The organism is Stenotrophomonas sp. FSL W7-1447, from assembly GCF_037966425.1.
GTDB classification, from domain to species: Bacteria; Pseudomonadota; Gammaproteobacteria; order Xanthomonadales; family Xanthomonadaceae; genus Stenotrophomonas; species Stenotrophomonas pavanii.
Genome location: NZ_CP150199.1, coordinates 4345047 through 4360937, shown reverse-complemented (window position 1 = coordinate 4360937; position 15891 = coordinate 4345047). Strand labels below are relative to the sequence as shown.

Annotated in this window: 16 protein-coding genes and 1 pseudogene; 6 read left to right on the top strand and 11 right to left on the bottom strand. The window is 62.0% G+C overall.

Annotation, left to right across the window (positions count from 1 at the left end):
• Nucleotides 1–13: 13 nt before the first annotated feature.
• From arsB to NSQ78_RS20265, 3 genes are read right to left on the bottom strand one after another with little or no spacing between them, the layout of a single operon-like run.
• A complete protein-coding gene (gene arsB, locus NSQ78_RS20275) occupies nt 14–1072 on the bottom strand; it encodes an ACR3 family arsenite efflux transporter (RefSeq protein WP_033834878.1) in 1059 nt (352 codons plus the stop codon).
• A gap of 20 nt (nt 1073–1092) precedes the next feature.
• Nucleotides 1093–1584: an arsenate reductase ArsC gene (locus tag NSQ78_RS20270; protein ID WP_024957947.1), complete on the bottom strand. Its 492-nt coding sequence runs from the start codon at nt 1582–1584 to the stop codon at nt 1093–1095.
• A 25-nt stretch (nt 1585–1609) separates the two neighbouring features.
• Nucleotides 1610–1924: a metalloregulator ArsR/SmtB family transcription factor gene (locus NSQ78_RS20265; RefSeq protein WP_024957946.1), complete on the bottom strand. Its 315-nt coding sequence runs from the start codon at nt 1922–1924 to the stop codon at nt 1610–1612.
• A gap of 39 nt (nt 1925–1963) precedes the next feature.
• Here NSQ78_RS20265 and arsH point away from each other — a divergent pair, with 39 nt between their 5' ends.
• The 3 genes and pseudogenes from arsH (at nt 1964) to chrA (ending at nt 4375) form a co-directional block, all read left to right on the top strand.
• Nucleotides 1964–2704 (top strand): arsenical resistance protein ArsH, encoded by a 741-nt coding sequence (arsH, locus tag NSQ78_RS20260; RefSeq protein WP_024957945.1) that lies wholly within the window; start codon nt 1964–1966, stop codon nt 2702–2704.
• A pseudogene (arsC, locus tag NSQ78_RS20255) lies at nt 2701–3118 on the top strand (arsenate reductase (glutaredoxin)). The gene arsH and the pseudogene arsC overlap by 4 nt, the downstream one beginning before the upstream one ends.
• Before the next feature lie 54 nt (nt 3119–3172).
• Complete coding sequence (gene chrA / locus NSQ78_RS20250; RefSeq protein WP_024957944.1) at nt 3173–4375, top strand: chromate efflux transporter; 1203 nt, start codon at nt 3173–3175, stop codon at nt 4373–4375.
• Nucleotides 4376–4493: 118 nt separating this feature from the next.
• Here the strand turns inward: chrA and NSQ78_RS20245 are convergent, their stop codons facing one another.
• The 3 genes from NSQ78_RS20245 to NSQ78_RS20235 all read right to left on the bottom strand — a co-directional run bounded on the left by NSQ78_RS20245 (nt 4494) and on the right by NSQ78_RS20235 (nt 7833).
• Nucleotides 4494–5666, bottom strand: a complete 1173-nt coding sequence (locus tag NSQ78_RS20245; RefSeq protein WP_024957943.1) for a serine hydrolase domain-containing protein — start codon at nt 5664–5666, stop codon at nt 4494–4496.
• A gap of 169 nt (nt 5667–5835) precedes the next feature.
• The gene (locus NSQ78_RS20240) at nt 5836–6951 is read right to left on the bottom strand and encodes a serine hydrolase domain-containing protein (RefSeq protein ID WP_050426964.1); all 1116 of its coding nucleotides are present in this window, start codon (nt 6949–6951) and stop codon (nt 5836–5838) included.
• Between the two features lie 513 nt (nt 6952–7464).
• Nucleotides 7465–7833 carry an H-NS histone family protein gene (locus NSQ78_RS20235; RefSeq protein WP_049461414.1) on the bottom strand — a complete coding sequence of 123 codons (369 nt, stop codon included), beginning with the start codon at nt 7831–7833 and terminating at the stop codon, nt 7465–7467.
• 298 nt (nt 7834–8131) lie between these two features.
• Here NSQ78_RS20235 and NSQ78_RS20230 point away from each other — a divergent pair, with 298 nt between their 5' ends.
• The 3 genes from NSQ78_RS20230 to NSQ78_RS20220 all read left to right on the top strand — a co-directional run bounded on the left by NSQ78_RS20230 (nt 8132) and on the right by NSQ78_RS20220 (nt 12654).
• Nucleotides 8132–9229: a hypothetical protein gene (locus NSQ78_RS20230; RefSeq protein ID WP_033834877.1), complete on the top strand. Its 1098-nt coding sequence runs from the start codon at nt 8132–8134 to the stop codon at nt 9227–9229.
• Nucleotides 9230–9280: 51 nt separating this feature from the next.
• Complete coding sequence (betT, locus tag NSQ78_RS20225; RefSeq protein ID WP_339207360.1) at nt 9281–11260, top strand: choline BCCT transporter BetT; 1980 nt, start codon at nt 9281–9283, stop codon at nt 11258–11260.
• 122 nt (nt 11261–11382) lie between these two features.
• Nucleotides 11383–12654 carry a DUF2254 domain-containing protein gene (locus tag NSQ78_RS20220; protein ID WP_024957939.1) on the top strand — a complete coding sequence of 424 codons (1272 nt, stop codon included), beginning with the start codon at nt 11383–11385 and terminating at the stop codon, nt 12652–12654.
• A 72-nt stretch (nt 12655–12726) separates the two neighbouring features.
• On the opposite strand, the gene NSQ78_RS20215 is transcribed toward NSQ78_RS20220, so the two are convergent.
• From NSQ78_RS20215 to NSQ78_RS20195, 5 genes are read right to left on the bottom strand one after another with little or no spacing between them, the layout of a single operon-like run.
• A complete protein-coding gene (locus NSQ78_RS20215) occupies nt 12727–13488 on the bottom strand; it encodes a sulfite exporter TauE/SafE family protein (RefSeq protein WP_308306363.1) in 762 nt (253 codons plus the stop codon).
• Between the two features lie 18 nt (nt 13489–13506).
• On the bottom strand, nt 13507–13944 hold the full coding sequence (locus NSQ78_RS20210) for a TIGR01244 family sulfur transferase (RefSeq protein WP_033834874.1): 438 nt from the start codon (nt 13942–13944) through the stop codon (nt 13507–13509).
• Nucleotides 13941–14372: a DUF6691 family protein gene (locus tag NSQ78_RS20205; RefSeq protein WP_033834873.1), complete on the bottom strand. Its 432-nt coding sequence runs from the start codon at nt 14370–14372 to the stop codon at nt 13941–13943. Before NSQ78_RS20205 ends, NSQ78_RS20210 begins: the two co-directional genes overlap by 4 nt.
• Complete coding sequence (locus NSQ78_RS20200) at nt 14369–14809, bottom strand: membrane protein (protein WP_033834872.1); 441 nt, start codon at nt 14807–14809, stop codon at nt 14369–14371. Before NSQ78_RS20200 ends, NSQ78_RS20205 begins: the two co-directional genes overlap by 4 nt.
• The gene (locus NSQ78_RS20195; RefSeq protein WP_223224754.1) at nt 14806–15747 is read right to left on the bottom strand and encodes an MBL fold metallo-hydrolase; all 942 of its coding nucleotides are present in this window, start codon (nt 15745–15747) and stop codon (nt 14806–14808) included. The genes NSQ78_RS20200 and NSQ78_RS20195 overlap by 4 nt, the downstream gene beginning before the upstream one ends.
• Nucleotides 15748–15891: the final 144 nt, after the last annotated feature.

The following is a 15891-nucleotide window of genomic DNA, read 5'->3' as shown; positions in this document are numbered from 1 at the left end:
GCACCTAGGCGATTCAGCGGCTCCGTGCATCGGCAGGAAAGTAGCTTTTGCCCAGGCGCAGGGCGACGTGGACCAGCAGAATCAGCACGGGCACTTCCACCAGCGGGCCGATAACAGCCGCGAAGGCTACCGGGGAAGCCAGCCCGAACGCCGCGATCGCCACGGCGATGGCCAGTTCGAAGTTGTTGCCTGCTGCGGTGAACGCGATCGCGGTGGTGCGGGGGTAGTCTTTGGCGATCAGCTTGCCCATGAAGAAACTGATGACGAACTGGATGATGAAGTACAACGTCAGCGGGATCGCGATGCGTACCGCGTCCATCGGAATCCTCAGCACATCGCCTCCCTTCAGGCTGAACATCGCCACGATGGTAAACAGCAGTGCGGCGAGGGTTACCGGGCTGATGGCGGGCAGGAACGTCTCTTCATACCATTGCACGCCCTTGCGCGCCTTCAACCATCGGCGGGTGAGGAAGCCCGCCAGGAACGGGATACCAAGGTAGATCAGAACAGCCTCGGCGATGGTCCAGAAACTGACATCGATGACGCTGCCCTGCAGACCGAACACCGGCGGCAACCAGGACAGGAAGAACCACGCATAGACGCTGAACAGCGCAATCTGGAAGATCGAGTTGAATGCCACCAGCCCGGCGACGTACTGGCCGTCACCGCGGGCAAGCTGATTCCAGACCAGCACCATGGCGATGCACCGTGCCAGCCCGATCAGGACCAGGCCGGTCATGTACTCGGGGTAATCGCGCAGGAACAGCACGGCCAGGCCGAACATCAGGAACGGACCGACGATCCAGTTCTGCAGCAGCGAGAGCATCAGTACCCGTTTGTCGGCGAAGACCCGCGGCAGTTCCTCGTACTTCACCTTGGCCAGCGGCGGATACATCATCAGGATCAGACCAATCGCGATCGGGATGTTGGTCGACCCTATGGAGAGGCTGTTCAACGCGCTGGGTACACCTTCGAACAACGCCCCCATGCCGACGCCGAGCGCCATGGCGGCGAAGATCCAGAGCGTGAGATACCGGTCCAGGAAGGACAGGCGGGAGGTATCAGTGGTCATGGGGATTTCCGGAAAGACGGTCAGTTGATCTGTGCGATCGGGTCGAGCCGGGCCTTGAGGGCCTCGCTGTCATCCCAGACGCTGTCTGAGATCTCCAGAAACGCCTTCAGGCGCGCCTTGATGATCTGGTGCGCGCGATCGAACGCTTCGGCTTTCTGTCCGTCCGAGCCTTCAACGCCGGCCGGATCGAACAGGCCCCAGTGCACCCGTACAAAGTCGCCGAACACTACCGGGCATGCCTCGGCCGCCGCGCTGTCGCAGACGGTGACGATCAGATCCATCGGCGCGGCATCCGCTTCGGCGAACTCGTCCCACGACTTGCTGCGAAGGCCGTCCACCGGGAAACCCTCGCGCTGCAACTGAGCAATGGCAAACGGGTTGACGCGGCCGGCCGGCTGGCTGCCGGCGCTGAAGGACTCGTAGCGGCCTTGGCCCCACTTTTTCAGGGTCGATTCGGCCAACACGCTGCGAGCGGAATTACCGGTACACAAGAACAGGACGCGACGGGTCATCTGAGCGATCTCTAAGGTGGGTTGGTCAGCAGCCAACGGGTCGTTCGCAGGCCTGTTCGTCGGCACAACAGTTCTCCGTGAGATAGGCCACCAATGCGGTCATCGCCTCGAACTCGGCCCGGTAGCAGATCGTCCGACCATGTTGCTCGGCGCTGATCAGGCCCGCAGCCAACAGTTCCTTCAGGTGGAAGGAGAGCGTGGCACCAGGCAAGCAGAGCGTCTGGGCAATGTCACCGGCCAGCTTGCCGCCGCTGCCGGCCTGTACAAGCAGGCGGAAGATCGACAGGCGGGTGGCGTGGCCCAAGGCAGCAAGAGCGTGGGTTGCAGCGTTATGTTCCATGATTCTAGAATAATAGAATCGATTCCGTAGGACAACCCCGTGCAGCAGATCCCCAACTTGGTCCCAGGTGCCTTGGACATCCCGACGGCCACCAAGCTCAACGACCCGGCCGCGCAGCCGCACCGCCCGCGCATCCTGATCCTGTACGGGTCGCTGCGACCTCAGTCGTTCAGTCGCAAGCTGGCGCTGGAGGCGCAGCGGCTGCTGGAACAGCTCGGGGCGGAAACCCGCCTGTTCGATCCACATGAGCTGCCGATGCTTGACTCGGTGCCAGCCACCCACCCAAAGGTGCAGGAGCTGCGCCAGGCCTCGCTGTGGTCGGAGGGACACGTGTGGGTCAGCCCGGAACGCCATGGCACCCTTACCGCGGTATTCAAGAACCAGATCGACTGGCTGCCACTGGAAGAGGGCAGCGTGCGCCCCACCCAAGGCCGCACGCTGGCCGTGATGCAGGTCTGCGGCGGTTCGCAGTCGTTCAACGTCGTCAACGCGCTGCGTGTGCTCGGCCGGTGGATGCGGATGGTGACGATCCCCAACCAGTCCTCGGTCGCCAAGGCCTGGCAGGAGTTCGACGACGAAGGTCGAATGAAACCCTCGGCGTACTACGATCGCGTGGTGGACGTCATGGAGGAACTGGTCAAGTTCACCCTGCTGGTACGTGGGCGCACCGACTACCTGGTGGACCGTTACAGCGAGCGCAAGGGGGCCATCGAGGCGGCGGCGCTCGCGGCCGCTGCAGGGGTGGTGGAAACTGTTTTGAACGAGGAGGAAAGTGCGTGAACGCGGTCATCTACCACAACCCCAAGTGCGGCACCTCGCGCAACACCCTGGCGATGATCCGCTTCGCCGGGATCGAGCCGGAAGTGATCGACTACCTGGCCCACCCGCCCAGCCGCGCGCGCCTGGTCGACCTCATCAGGGCCGCGGGCTTGAGCGTGCGCGACGCCCTCCGGCAGAAGGGCACTCCTTATGACGAGCTGGCACTGGGCGATGCGGCACTGAGCGACGACGCGCTGCTTGATGCCATGCTGGCGCACCCAATACTCATCAATCGTCCTTTCGTGCAAACCGATAATGGCACGCGCCTGTGCCGCCCTTCCGAACTGGTGCTGGATCCTGCCGAAGCTTCCCGGACCATTCCGGAAGGAAGATGGAGAGTTGGTGGCCGAGCACAGGGGAAGCCCGGCGACCTAGTCTGGGTGCTGGGCCGGGCTGGCCGCCTTTGAGAACAACCGGAGATCCTGCCCCATGCCGACGCTCCATCCCGCAAAAAGCGAAAGTGCGTGGCGTGTCTTCCTGGTGTTCCTACGACTGGGACTGACCTCGTTCGGCGGCCCGATCGCCCATCTGAGCTACTTCCGCCTCGAGTTTGTCGAGCGCCGCCGGTGGCTGACGGACCGTAGCTACTCGGATCTGGTGGCCTTGTGCCAGTTACTGCCAGGCCCAGCCAGCAGCCAGGTTGGGATGGCGCTGGGCTTGGCTCGCGCCGGCTGGCTTGGCCTGCTGGCCGCCTGGGCAGGTTTTACCCTGCCATCGGCCGTACTGATGATCCTGTTCGGATTTGGCGTTGCTCGATACCAAGGCATCCTCGAATCCGGTTGGCTGCATGGCCTGAAGATCGTTGCAGTTGCCGTGGTGGCGCAGGCTGTATGGGGAATGGCCCGGACCCTATGCCCGGACCGCCTGCGGGCAGGGATGGCGCTTGTCGCCGCCGTATTGACGCTAGCACTGCCCTCGGTCTTCGGCCAGATGGTGGTGATCATCTGCAGCGGCCTGCTCGGTCGCTGGGCGCTGAAAATCGAGCCTGCCCAGGGCCAGTTCGCTTGCAGCTATCCCGTCTCGCGAAGAACGGGCTCGGTAGCGCTGATGCTGTTGGTGCTGCCGCTTGTTCTGCTGCCTGTGTGGGTGGTGGCTAGTGGCTCCCCGTTGGCTGTGCTGTTGGAGGGGACGTACCGTGCTGGTGCCTTGGTCTTTGGCGGCGGCCATGTCGTACTGCCGTTGCTGCAGACCGCGGTTGTCCAAAGCGGCACGGTGACCACTGCGGATCTGCTCGCTGGGTACGGTGCGGCGCAGGCGGTGCCAGGCCCTCTCTTCACTTTCGCGGCGTACTTGGGAGCCCTGGCCAAGGGGCCGCTGGGTGGCTGGCTTGGAGGCCTTGTGCTGTTGGCAGTCATTTTCCTGCCAGCCTTTCTTGTGCTCGTGGGGGCGCTGCCGTTCTGGGAGGCCCTGCGCCACCGAAAGGCTTTGCAAGCTTCGATTGCTGGCGTCAACACCGGGGTGGTCGGGATTCTGCTGGCTGCGTTGTACAACCCGGTGTGGACGAGTGCGATCCATGACCGATGGGATGCCGCGATGGCGCTGGTTGCGTTCGGGCTACTGGCCCTCGCGCGTACACCGCCGATCTTGGTTGTGTTGCTGGCTGCCATGACGACCTGGGCCCTGCCACGGTAACGCCGCCAGGTCAATCAGGCGCGCCTCTGCAGCACAATATAACGTCTGCTTCTGGCCAGCAGCGGTCATTCACAATCCCTCGGTCAAGTCGAGTCGCAGGACGCGAACGTGACAGGCCCTAGCTAGAGATGTTATCTCGCGCGGCTATTCTCTCGACCAGTGTATTGATCGCCGCCTCCATGGCGTGGGCAGTCTTGTCGCCGCTCTGGTTGGTGATGACGAAAATGCCAAGGTCATACTTCGGCATGATGTAGATATAGCACTGCGAGCGGGGCACACCACCATGATGGGCATAGTAGGTGCCCTTCAAGCGGTCGCCGCCGACGATGTTCCAGAAATAGCCGATGCTGAACTCGGAATCGAATTCGACAAGAGTACGGTGTGATTCCGTCACGACGGGCCCACCGGCCAGCTGGAACTTGAGGAACTTCACCATTTCCGGAACGGTCGCCTTTACGTTCCCCGATGCTCCCCAAGGCAACTCCGGCATGGGCGAGGTCGGTACCGCGTTGTCACTGTGGTAGCCGACCGCAAGCCGGGGCGCCTCAGCATCGCCCAGCCTGATTCTGAGGTCCGCCATTGCCGCGGAATCGCGGAAGAATTCGCGTAACAGCGACTCATAGTCGCTCTTGTAAACCGTCTCCAGAATATGCGCCGCCAGTTGGGTTCCAGCACTGGAGTAGGCGTAATCCTTTCCGGGCACCTGGTGAATCTCGACGGCATGCAGGTCCCTGAAGAAATCCGCCTTGCCATAGCCGGCGTAAATGGCATTGAGTTCACGAGGCGTACGCTGATCGGTGAAGTCCGCGAGCACCGTGTTCGCGCGTTCCGGCAACATGTTCGGAAGACCGCTCGTATGCGACAGCAGGTGACGGATGCGGATGGGGTCGCCCTTGTACTGCAGGTTCGGATAATTGCCGTGCAGATACTTCCGGACATCGTCGTCCAGCCCCAGCCTGCGCTCCAGGACGGCATTGGCCATCAGGGTCCCTGCCATGGTCTTGCTCAACGAACCGATTTCGTAGAGGGTCGCGTCGGTCGGAGGGCTCAGCCTGCCGGCTTCCATGTTGCCGCGATGACGGATGAATTCCTGGCCCCGATATACGACTGCGATCGAGGTTGAGTGGAGCAACGGCTGCTGTATCAGTGTTGCGGCCACCTCATCGAGGTCCGCCCCGAGATCCTTTGCCGGCACATGCTCGCCCTTGCAGCCGGCAGCCAAGAACACGACGGACAATACGAAGTAGTTGAGCCACCGCCCGTTTCGAACAATCCTCGAAATCGCTTGCATGCGTCTGTGCTTGAAGGGTTTTGGCAAGAACTCTCAAGATAGCCGAACACCGAGGGCCGCACACCTGTCCCTGTTCTCGCGGCGGCCGCCCCTGGCGCCAGCCAGAAGGTGTGCGTGTGGACGTCCGCTTCGTGCCGAAAGCACACGTCGTCCCGGAGCTTCGTCGGCATCAATGGGTGGAGTCGTTCGCCCGCGACTGGTAGAACTCGCCGATGCGTCGAACAAACCGCTGCGGGTTCGCACCGGCAAGATTGGTCAGCACGATCACGGCCAAGTCTTCATCCGGGTAGACGACGAATGCCGCGCGGGCACCGCCAATGCCTGCGACCTGGCGCGGGCGATCAGCCTTCAAAACCGGCCAGCCTAAGGCCCAATCGCTTTTCGCCCCGCTGTTCAGTGGCTCTTGCTGCCACATGCGCTGGACATGTGCATCATCAATCAACTGGTCCTGCGACAGCGCAATGATCCAGCGCGACAGCTCTTCGGCCGTCGTCTGGATTCCGCCACCCGCCCACAGGCTGTAGGGCATTTCATAAATCCAATGCGACAGGCGCTCACCATCGTCCGGTGCCAGCGAGCCCCGCGGCGACCAGCTGTAGATCGTGGCGGCTCCGGCAACCAGGTCATAGCTGTCACCGAACGTGGTAGAGGGCATGCCCGCCACATCGAACTGTCGCTGCGTCACGAATCGCTCGTATGGTTGCCCGCTCAACTTGACGATGATCCGCGACAGCAGGCCGTAGTTGGTCTGGTTGTACGAGAACTGTTCGCCTGGCGATACCTCCAGAGGCCGAGCCTCGACCGCGCTCCATGCCTCCGGCTCCGTCGCACCGCCAAAGGCCCCCTGCGAGTCGATGATCTCCGGAAGGCCTGATGTATGCCCCAGCAGCTGCCGGATCCGCACCCCACGCCAGGTCGCGGGCACATCGTCCAAATAGCGTGACAAGGGGGCGTCCAGATCCACCCGTCCGTCCTGGACCAGTTGCATCATGGCTACGCCGGTGAACGACTTGGTGGCCGAGTTGATCGGGAACAGCGTCTTGCCGGTAACAGGCACCCGGTTCTCGACATTGGCGAACCCGTAGTTCTCCAGCAGCACTACTTTCCCGTTTTGCACCACTGCCAGCTGGAGGCCCGGAATCCGCTGCTTCTGCATGGCCTGCTGGATGAAGGCCCTGGCCTTGCTGTTGGCTTCCTTAAGAGAACCGGCCGCAAGCGCCTGGGCTGGAAGCCATGCCGACAGGGCAACGGTCAGCAAGGCGGTGCGCAAGAGTGCAGGCAGCATGGATTTCCCTGGGCCAGGTCGTCTGGAAAATGGATTGGCGAGTGCCGACGGAACCGATGCCGGCCGGCAACCCTAGGCCCAGGCACCCGGGCACGACAGTGCAAAGAGTCATGCTCACAATGGAGTTGGCTGAATGGTCCGGGGGAAGTTAGGTAAGCCCGCGCATCGGCGGCCCGCTCGGCATGGGGCTGATCGGGCTGCCTGACGCCCGGAGCGGTTGCACGCCACACGCATGGCCCGGGCAGCGTCGAATCCCCGCTAGGAATCGGATCCTGCCAGATCGGACGGCAGCTGTCGGCCAGAAGTGGATACTGCAATCATTGCTGCCTGAGCCCACTCTCCAAAGGCAAGGGGAGCGCCTGCTGTTCGCCCGCTGTCACATCAACTGCGACTAGCTGAAATCTTTGATCGCCTACCTGGCAGGGCATTCCGCGCACCAGCATCCTGTTCGATCTGATGACTAATGATTCTCAGGACTTGCTGCGGTACCGGTGTGCGGCTACCTCGCTATCACTACTTGATCAGGAAGTCATTCAGTGATTTTCCGCTTGCTACCAGCTCGGCTATCCATCGCGGTTGCCGCCCTCGACCGGACCACGTCTGGCCGCGCACTGCAGGATTGCGGTACTTGGGAGCGATCTTGGGCACTGTCGATTTGGCAGGCCTCCGATCACCTCGCTTCTTGGCGGTTTCGGAGGGCACGATCACTGAAGCGCCGTAGAGTTCCTCTATCGTGTATCCATGATCCTTGACGTACTTGTTGATCTTGGCGCGCATCGCTGTGGCCTTAGGGCGTGACAGCACTTTGGACTGCTGCTTCTCCGCCTGAGCAATCAGTGAGCGAAGTTCCTTGGCAGAAAGGCCGCTGATATCAATAGTCATGAATTCTTCCCCGATGTCGAGGCCCTAGCCTATTCTCAAATGACATTGCGTGTCACTCCATGTCCACTATGAGTCGCTCAATCTCAGGATCGACTACTAAGAAGTTTATCGTGTTAGCTACTCTCTCACTGCACATGATTTTCACGTGGCATATGGACCTGAGGACTAAAGATGCGCCGTGAGTGATTGCTGTGGTCCCGCCAAGAATTCTTTGAGATCGCCAGTTTGAGGCATTGGATGAATCGACGTTAGACTCAAGCGCTTTCCGTAGCAGATCAGGGAGGCAAGGCGCATAACCGTGAGATCAATTCCCTTCATTGTCGCTGCCGCGTTGGCGGGAACTTCGCTGGCTGCAGAGGCTTCTGAGGATAACCTCCATAGAGATCCTTACTTTGATCCAGGAGGCGCCGTCAGGTTCAACTATGGCTGGCTCGACTACGGGCCGACCAGCCGCCTGCAGCTTGAACTGCTGCGTGCAGACCTTGACGCTGGAACCGGACCGTTTTCCTTCTCTGCCCAATACCGCTGGTACGATGGCTTCGACGCCGTGCATCACGCCTACGCGGGCTGGCAGTTCTCCGATGCTACCCAGCTCAAGGCAGGTATCCAGCAAGTCCCGTTCGGGCTGCTCCCTACCGTTTCGCAGAGCTTCTGGTTCGGCTCCGGCTACTACTTGGGCATTGAGGATGATTACGATCCGGGCCTTGTAGTGATTCACCGCACCGGCAGCACGACCTGGCATCTCGGCTGGTTCTCCGGAGACGAATACGGGTCCGGGGCTCGCTATGATCGCTACTCCTTTGATGTCGCGCAGACCGAGGCGTTGCCGTATCGTGAGCGGCAACGACTGCATGCACGCGTGGAGCGCGCGCGCGCCTGGGGCGGCGGCGAGCTGTTGCTGGGCGCATCAGCGTTTGCTGGCAAGGTGCAGAACACTCAGACACGGCGTCACTACGGTCATCAGGGCGCGGCCCTCCACGCACAGTGGCAGCGCGATGGTTGGACCGCGCAGTTGCAGTGGGCGCGGTACCGGTATGCCGTGCCCGGAGATCGCATCGCAATGTCGGCGTTCCAATCCCCCTTCCAGGTTGCAGCGCAGGCGGATGTGCCAAGCGCCAACATCGCCTATTCGTTCGGCCAGAAGGGCTGGCTGGATGACATCACCTGCTATAACAACCTCAGCATGACCCGCCCGGTCGGGCACCGCGCGGGCCTTCGTGATTCGTGGCAGAACGTGACCGGTTGCAGCCTGCAGAAAGGCATCATGCTCACCTATGTCGACTGGATCGCTGGCCGCAACATGTGGTTTGCCGGTGGTGATGGTATCGGCATCGACGAGGGAGGTCCTTCCCGCTGGCATTCACGGCTGAACTTCAACATCGGCTTCTACTTCTGATCGGCCTCGCGCAAGCCAGAGGCTTCTTCACCCAACAACACGGAGGTATCCATGCAGAGCACGGCTCCGCAACATCCCCCCGTTCGCCAGCGGATCCTTCCGCAGGTGTTCATTCCCACGGCAGCCATCGTCATCGCGCTGCTGGCGCTTGCTGCCATCGCGCCCGATATAGCCACGCGGTGGTTCACCGCGGCCAAGTCATGGGCTGCCAATGATGCAGGCTGGTTCACCATCCTTGCGGTGACCGGCTTCCTGGTCTTCGTCGTCGGCGTCGCCATCAGCAGTTACGGCCGCATCAAACTCGGCCCTGACCACAGTACGCCGGACTACAGCTACGGCTCCTGGTTCGCCATGTTGTTCGCTGCCGGCATGGGCATCGGTCTGATGTTCTTCGGCGTTGCCGAGCCCATCATGCACTACGCCACGCCGCCGGTCGGCTCGCCCGAGTCGGCCGCAGCTGCCCGCCAGGCCATGCGCATCACCTTCTTCCACTGGGGCATCCACGCATGGGCGATCTACGCAGTGGTAGCGCTGTCGCTGGCGTACTTTGCCTACCGGCACAATCTCCCGCTGCGTGTCCGATCCGCACTGTATCCGCTCATCGGCGATCGTATCCACGGCCCGTTGGGGCATGCTGTAGACACGTTCGCCGCGCTGGGTACCATCTTCGGCCTGGCCACCTCGCTGGGGCTGGGCGTCATGCAGATCAACGCCGGCCTGAACTACCTGTTCGGCCTGGAGGTCAGTACGCTCGTCCAGGTTGGCTTGATCACCGTCATCACACTGGTGGCGACCGGCTCGGTCGTGGCTGGCCTGGACAGCGGCGTACGCAGGCTGTCCGAGCTCAACATGATCCTGGCGGCAGCGTTGCTGGCCTTCGTGCTGGTCTGTGGACCCACCGTGCACCTGATGCAGGCACTGGTGCAGAACACCGGCATGTACGTTTCCCAGCTGTTCTCGATGACCTTCAACCTTTATGCCTACGAACCCACGGGTTGGCTGGGTGGCTGGACGCTGTTCTACTGGGGCTGGTGGATTGCCTGGTCGCCCTTCGTTGGCATGTTCATCGCGCGCATCTCACGTGGACGCACCGTCCGTGAGTTCGTGGTGGGGGTGTTGCTTGTGCCGCTTGGCTTCACATTCCTCTGGATGACCATCTACGGCAACACCGCGTTGCACATGGTGCGGGCGGAGGGCATCCAGCAGTTGGTGCAGGCGGTCTCAACCGACAGCTCGATGGCGCTCTTCGAGTTTCTGGAGCACCTGCCGCTGACCATGCTGACCTCTTCGCTGGCGGTCATCCTGGTTGCGCTGTTCTTCGTAACCTCAGCGGACTCCGGTGCCCTGGTAATCGACATGCTTACCTCGAAGGGTGAGCAGGAATCGCCGGTCTGGCAGCGGATCTTCTGGGCGCTGCTGGTCGGCGGCCTTGCGATTGCCCTGCTGGTGGCCGGCGGCTTGGAATCATTGCAGGCGGCCACCATTGCCAGTGCGTTGCCATTTACGATCGTCATGATCCTGATGTGCTGGGGACTGCTGAAGGCCATGCATCTGGATGCAACCAAGCGCTCGATCCTGCGCGAGGCACGTATCTTGCCGGGTACCAGCGAGGATTGGCGGGCGCGCCTGCGCCTGCTGGCGCACAATCCGTTGAAGATCGAGGTGACCGGCTTCATCGAGCAGCGTGTCATCCCAGCATTGGAAGAGGTTGCGGCTGAGCTGCGCAAGCAGGATCTGCCGGTCCAGGTCTCCAAGGGGGAGGATGGTCGTGCGTGGCTGCAGGTTGGCCATGGCGAGGAGATGGACTTCTTCTACTCGGTACGGCCCCAGCCCTATGAGCCGCCGACGTTCGCCCTGCAGGATCCCCGTCGGCCGGTCAGCGAGGGTACCCGTCATTACCGTGCGGAGGTCTATCTGCGGGAGGGCGGGCAGGACTACGACGTCATGGGATGGACCAAGGTTCAACTCATCCACGATGTGCTCGATCAATACGAGCGCCACCGTCAGTTCCTGGACAAGGTGCGCTCGTAGAATCTGCACACAGATGCCGCCCGGAGTAGCGGCATCTGCCTTGGGTCGGGCATGACCCTGCGTTGACGTGGCCTCGGCGCCCGGCCGTGCTATTGATGGTCGAACTTCCCAGGAAGTAGCCCATGCTCACCAGATTGAGGCTTGCAGCCAGCAAAGTTACAAAGCGGATGTGGTTCCGTTCGACCCTGTATGGCGCCCTAGGCATCATCACGGCGTTGGCGGGCGCGTTCCTGAAGTTCCTCATTCCCGTCGGCCTTGCCGCGCGGATCGGCGCAGATTCCGTCGGCAACATTCTTGGCATTCTTGCCGCGTCGATGCTGACGGTCACCACCTTCTCGCTGTCCACCATGGTCTCGGCCTACGGGTCCGCGTCCAGCAGCGCCACCCCGCGCGCGGCCCGCCTGCTGATCGAAGACACCCGGGCCCAAGGTGCGCTGGCCACCTTCATTGGTGCCTTCCTGTTCTCGATCGTGGGCCTCATCGCGCTCAGCACCGGCATCTACGGAGATAGCGGCCGGCTTGTACTGTTCGGGGCAACTATCGCGGTCATCATCGTCATCACAGTGACGTTGCTCCGGGCTATCGAGCAGTTCTCACGCTTTGGCCGCGTCGGCGAAACCATCGATCTGGTGGAGCGGGCGACCCAAGTGGCAATGAAGCGCCGCGCCGAGGAGCCTTCGCTCGGCGGAGCCAGTGCGGTTCGGGTAGGAGAGGGGGCGGTGCAGCTGGTCGGCGATCAGGTGGCCTACGTTGAACACGTGGATGTCGGGCGGATCAACGCCATTGCGCAGGAACATGATCTACGCGTTCATCTGCTCTGCCAGCCGGGTACGTTCGCAACCCCAACCCGTCCGTTGATAGCCATCGAGGGAAATCTACTTCCTGAAGTACAGAGTAAAGTGATCTCAGCCATTTCCTTTAGCGACGCGCGCTCCATCGAAAATGACCCACGGTTCGGGCTGGTCGTGCTTGCGGAAATTGCCCAGCGAGCCATGTCACCTGCGGTGAACGACCCTGGGACCTGCATCGACGTCATCGGGACATGTGTCAGGCTGCTCTGTGCATGGTCCAGCCACGGAGGGGACGCTGCGACAGGCGAGGTGCTGTATCCGCGCGTGCACGTGCAGTGTCTCGACGTACGCGACATGTTTGAGGACGCGTTCACTCCGATTGCCAGGGATGCCGCCGCGTCCCTGGAGGTCAGTATCCGGCTGCAGAAGGCCTTCGCAGCGTTGGCAGGGTCCTCGAATGAAGCGACAAGAGTCGCATCACAGGCGCATGCCCGCATCGCGTTGGAGCGCGGCCTATTGGCCATGGATTTCGAAGCTGATCGCGAGGCGCTTCGAGCCGTCGCATCTTATTTGACTCTGGAGGATGTGGACCACCGTTCGTAGTATCTTCCTATCAAAGCCTTTGAAGCGCTGCGCTGGCTATCAGTGCTCGGCTGTGGTCTGGAGCACATCCGGTCAGCTCACCTTCCACAGCATGTATGCGGCAGTAATGAAGATCAGTACTGCAAATACCGTGTTCAGAGCTCCACGATAGTTGGCCAGCTTCGTCGAAGTTGCTGCACCTGCAATACCGCCAGCCACGCCGGCAACGACGAAAACTGCCGCGAGCTTCCAGTTGACCAGACCTGTACGCGCGTTGTTCAGTGCGGTGGTCATGCCAAATGCGGCGACGGCGACGAGCGAGCTTCCGACTGCGGCGATCATCGGCATGCCCGTCGCGGCCACCAGTGCGGGCACGATGAGAAAGCCTCCGCCAATGCCAAAGAAGCCAGAAAGCCCGCCGGCGGTGGTGCCCAGCCCAATCAGCGCGGGCGCGTTGCCTCTGCCGAGCCGAGCGTCCGTGAGTCCAGGCGTGTTGCGCCTGCGAAGCATGGCGATGCCGACAACGATCATAGCCACAGCAAACAGCGCCAACAGGCTCCTGCCGTCGAACGCCTTGCCCAAGCTGGAACCCAGGTATGCGCCCGCGATCCCCGCCAGAGCGAAGACCGAGGCACAAGGCCATCGAACGTTCCCTCTACGGGCATGTATCACCAGATTCGACACCGCATTGACCGCTACTGCCAGGGCGCTGGTGCCGATAGCCACATGCGGATCTCCCACTCCGACCACGTAGAGCATCAGTGGTACCGCCAGGATGGATCCGCCCCCACCGACCACGCCCAGGACGAAGCCGACCAGGACGCCAGACAGGCCGCCCAGAACCAACTGCAGCAGAGATAGCGCTTCCATGTGTCAGTCGCCGGACGCCGGGCCTTGCTGCAGCCGTGCTGCGATGGAAGAAAGGTCATAGCCTGCATCCGAAGCAACAGACAGGACGTGGTCAAACGCCGCTCCATTGTGAACGACTTCCGACAGCGCCCAAAGCATCGCAGCACGGGTGCCGGTTCTGCAGTACGCGGCAACAGGGCTTGGCAGCGCTTCGATCAACCTGGCAAAGGTATGCACCTGATCATCGGTAATGACGCCAGGCAGCGCAGGAAGATAGGCAAACTGCATGCCCGCCTGGTGGCAGGCGGCCTGCAGCGCATGGTGACTGGGCTGCTCCGGCTGTTCATCGTCGGGGCGGTTGCAGATCACGCTCGCAAAGCCCTGCTCCTTCAGGGCTTCAATGTCCTTTGGCAGGAGCTGGCCGGACACCTTGAGGCTGGCGGAGAGTGGCTTGAGGTTCATGGTTTTCCCGTAGTTGCAGTGGGGCGGTGAATGAGGCCATGCAGGAGCACGCCAGCGATCATTGCCGTGGCGAAGATGATCGCGAAGGGCTGGCCGGTTCCCAGCAACGCGATGGCTGGGCCGGGACATAGTCCGGCCAGACCCCAACCCAGGCCGAATATCGCCGCACCGATCACCAGGCGCCGATCGATGATGCGATGGGCGGGAATGTGCAGCGATACGGCAAGCAGCGGCGTTCTGCGGGCGCGTATCCACAGGTAGGCTGCGCCGGAAGGGATCAGTGCGCCCAGCATGACCAGCGCCAGGGAGGGGTCCCAGGCGTCGCTCACATCAAGGAAAGCAAGCACGCGGGCTGGGTTGGCCATATCGGATACGACCAGGCCCAATCCGAAGAGTGCGCCGCACAGGAACGCGGCTAGACGGATCATGCCGGGCCCCCGGTCGTAATCTGTACCAGGGTTGCCGTGGCCATGCCCACGAGCATGAACACGCAGGTCGCCACCACCGACCGAGGCGATGCCCGGCCCAGGCCGCAGACACCGTGCCCACTGGTACAGCCAGCCCCAAGGCGAGTTCCGTAACCCACCAGCAGTCCGGCGATCACCAGCACCACAGTTCCGTTTGCGGAGAGCGCCGGCAGGGGTATGGGTCGGGCCGCCAATGCCAAGCCTGACGCCAGGGCAAGTCCTGCCAGAAACAGGACTGCACCGCTGCGCCCGCCGTCACCCGTCATGCCCAGTGTCTTGGCAAGCAGTCCCGAGATGCCAGCAACGCGCCCGAGAAGGAGTAGATAGGCTCCGGCCGCTGTTCCGATCATGGCACCGCCAGCGAGCGGCCAATACCAGGCCAGGTGAGAGAGCGTCATAGCAGGTCCACCGGCAGCTTGAGATATCGCACGCCGTTTTCCTCGGGCTCGGGCAGATGGCCGGCGCACATGTTGACCTGCACTGACGGCAGGATCAGCCGTGGCATCGGAAGTGTGGCATCACGAGCCTCCCGCAGTTCCACAAACATGGCTTCGCTCACGCCCTCGTGCACATGCATGTTTGTTGCCCTTTCGGCACCGATGGTAGTTTCCCATGCGAAATGGTCCCGGCCGGTGGCTTTGTAGTCGTGGCACAGGAATACGCGAGCGGCGTCGGGCAGGAACAGCAGGCGCTGGATCGAGCGATACAACTGGCGCGCTGAGCCACCTGGGAAGTCGCATCGGGCAGTGCCGTAGTCCGGCATGAACAGCGTGTCGCCAGGAAATACGGCGTCGCCGATCACGTACGCCAGACAAGCGGGAGTATGGCCTGGCACGTGCAGCGACATCGCCTGCAGATTACCGATGCGGAAGGAGGCACCGTCGGCGAACAGGTGATCGAACTGGCTGCCATCCCGCTTGAATGCAGTACCGGCATTGAAGAGCTTGCCGAAGGTTTCCTGGACTGCGGTGATGTGTTCGCCAATAGCCAGCGCGCCTCCCACCTGCTCCTGCAGCCATGGAGCCGCGGACAGGTGGTCGGCATGCGCGTGGGTTTCCAGCAACCACTGCACCTGCAGGCGCTCGGCACGCACGTAGTCCACCAACGCCGATGCGGAGGAAGTGGACGTGCGGCCTGCGGCCATGTCGAAGTCCAGGACGCTGTCGATGATGGCGCACGCTGAAGAAGTTGGATCGCGTACGACGTGGCTGGCAGTGAACGTAGCAGGGTCAAAGAACGTCTTCACGGAAGGTGAGGGAAGCAGGCCGGCACGCGCATCGCTGACCAGGCGCACAGCCTGGTCCAAGGGGGCGTCTACCGCTACGGATGGGATCATGGCTGGCTCCAAGAGGCTTCGCGACCTGAGAATTACATAGTTACGTAATATGTGCAACTATTGAAATATGCTAGATTGGACGCGTGCCCGCATGGTCTTTGCATCACATCACCTGCCCAAGTTGCCCTTACCCGTGACCAGCCC

Excerpts from the sequence above, each read along its gene's own strand:
- NSQ78_RS20240 (WP_050426964.1), bottom strand. The coding sequence starts at position 6,951 with ATGCTGCCTGCACTCTTGCGCACCGCCTTGCTGACCGTTGCCCTGTCG.
- arsB (WP_033834878.1), bottom strand. The coding sequence starts at position 1,072 with ATGACCACTGATACCTCCCGCCTGTCCTTCCTGGACCGGTATCTCACG.
- NSQ78_RS20210 (WP_033834874.1), bottom strand. The coding sequence starts at position 13,944 with ATGAACCTCAAGCCACTCTCCGCCAGCCTCAAGGTGTCCGGCCAGCTC.
- NSQ78_RS20245 (WP_024957943.1), bottom strand. The coding sequence starts at position 5,666 with ATGCAAGCGATTTCGAGGATTGTTCGAAACGGGCGGTGGCTCAACTAC.
- NSQ78_RS20270 (WP_024957947.1), bottom strand. The coding sequence starts at position 1,584 with ATGACCCGTCGCGTCCTGTTCTTGTGTACCGGTAATTCCGCTCGCAGC.
- NSQ78_RS20265 (WP_024957946.1), bottom strand. The coding sequence starts at position 1,924 with ATGGAACATAACGCTGCAACCCACGCTCTTGCTGCCTTGGGCCACGCC.
- NSQ78_RS20200 (WP_033834872.1), bottom strand. The coding sequence starts at position 14,809 with ATGACGCTCTCTCACCTGGCCTGGTATTGGCCGCTCGCTGGCGGTGCC.
- NSQ78_RS20195 (WP_223224754.1), bottom strand. The coding sequence starts at position 15,747 with ATGATCCCATCCGTAGCGGTAGACGCCCCCTTGGACCAGGCTGTGCGC.
- NSQ78_RS20235 (WP_049461414.1), bottom strand. The coding sequence starts at position 7,833 with ATGACTATTGATATCAGCGGCCTTTCTGCCAAGGAACTTCGCTCACTG.
- NSQ78_RS20205 (WP_033834873.1), bottom strand. The coding sequence starts at position 14,372 with ATGATCCGTCTAGCCGCGTTCCTGTGCGGCGCACTCTTCGGATTGGGC.
- NSQ78_RS20220 (WP_024957939.1), top strand. The coding sequence starts at position 11,383 with ATGCTCACCAGATTGAGGCTTGCAGCCAGCAAAGTTACAAAGCGGATG.
- betT (WP_339207360.1), top strand. The coding sequence starts at position 9,281 with ATGCAGAGCACGGCTCCGCAACATCCCCCCGTTCGCCAGCGGATCCTT.
- chrA (WP_024957944.1), top strand. The coding sequence starts at position 3,173 with ATGCCGACGCTCCATCCCGCAAAAAGCGAAAGTGCGTGGCGTGTCTTC.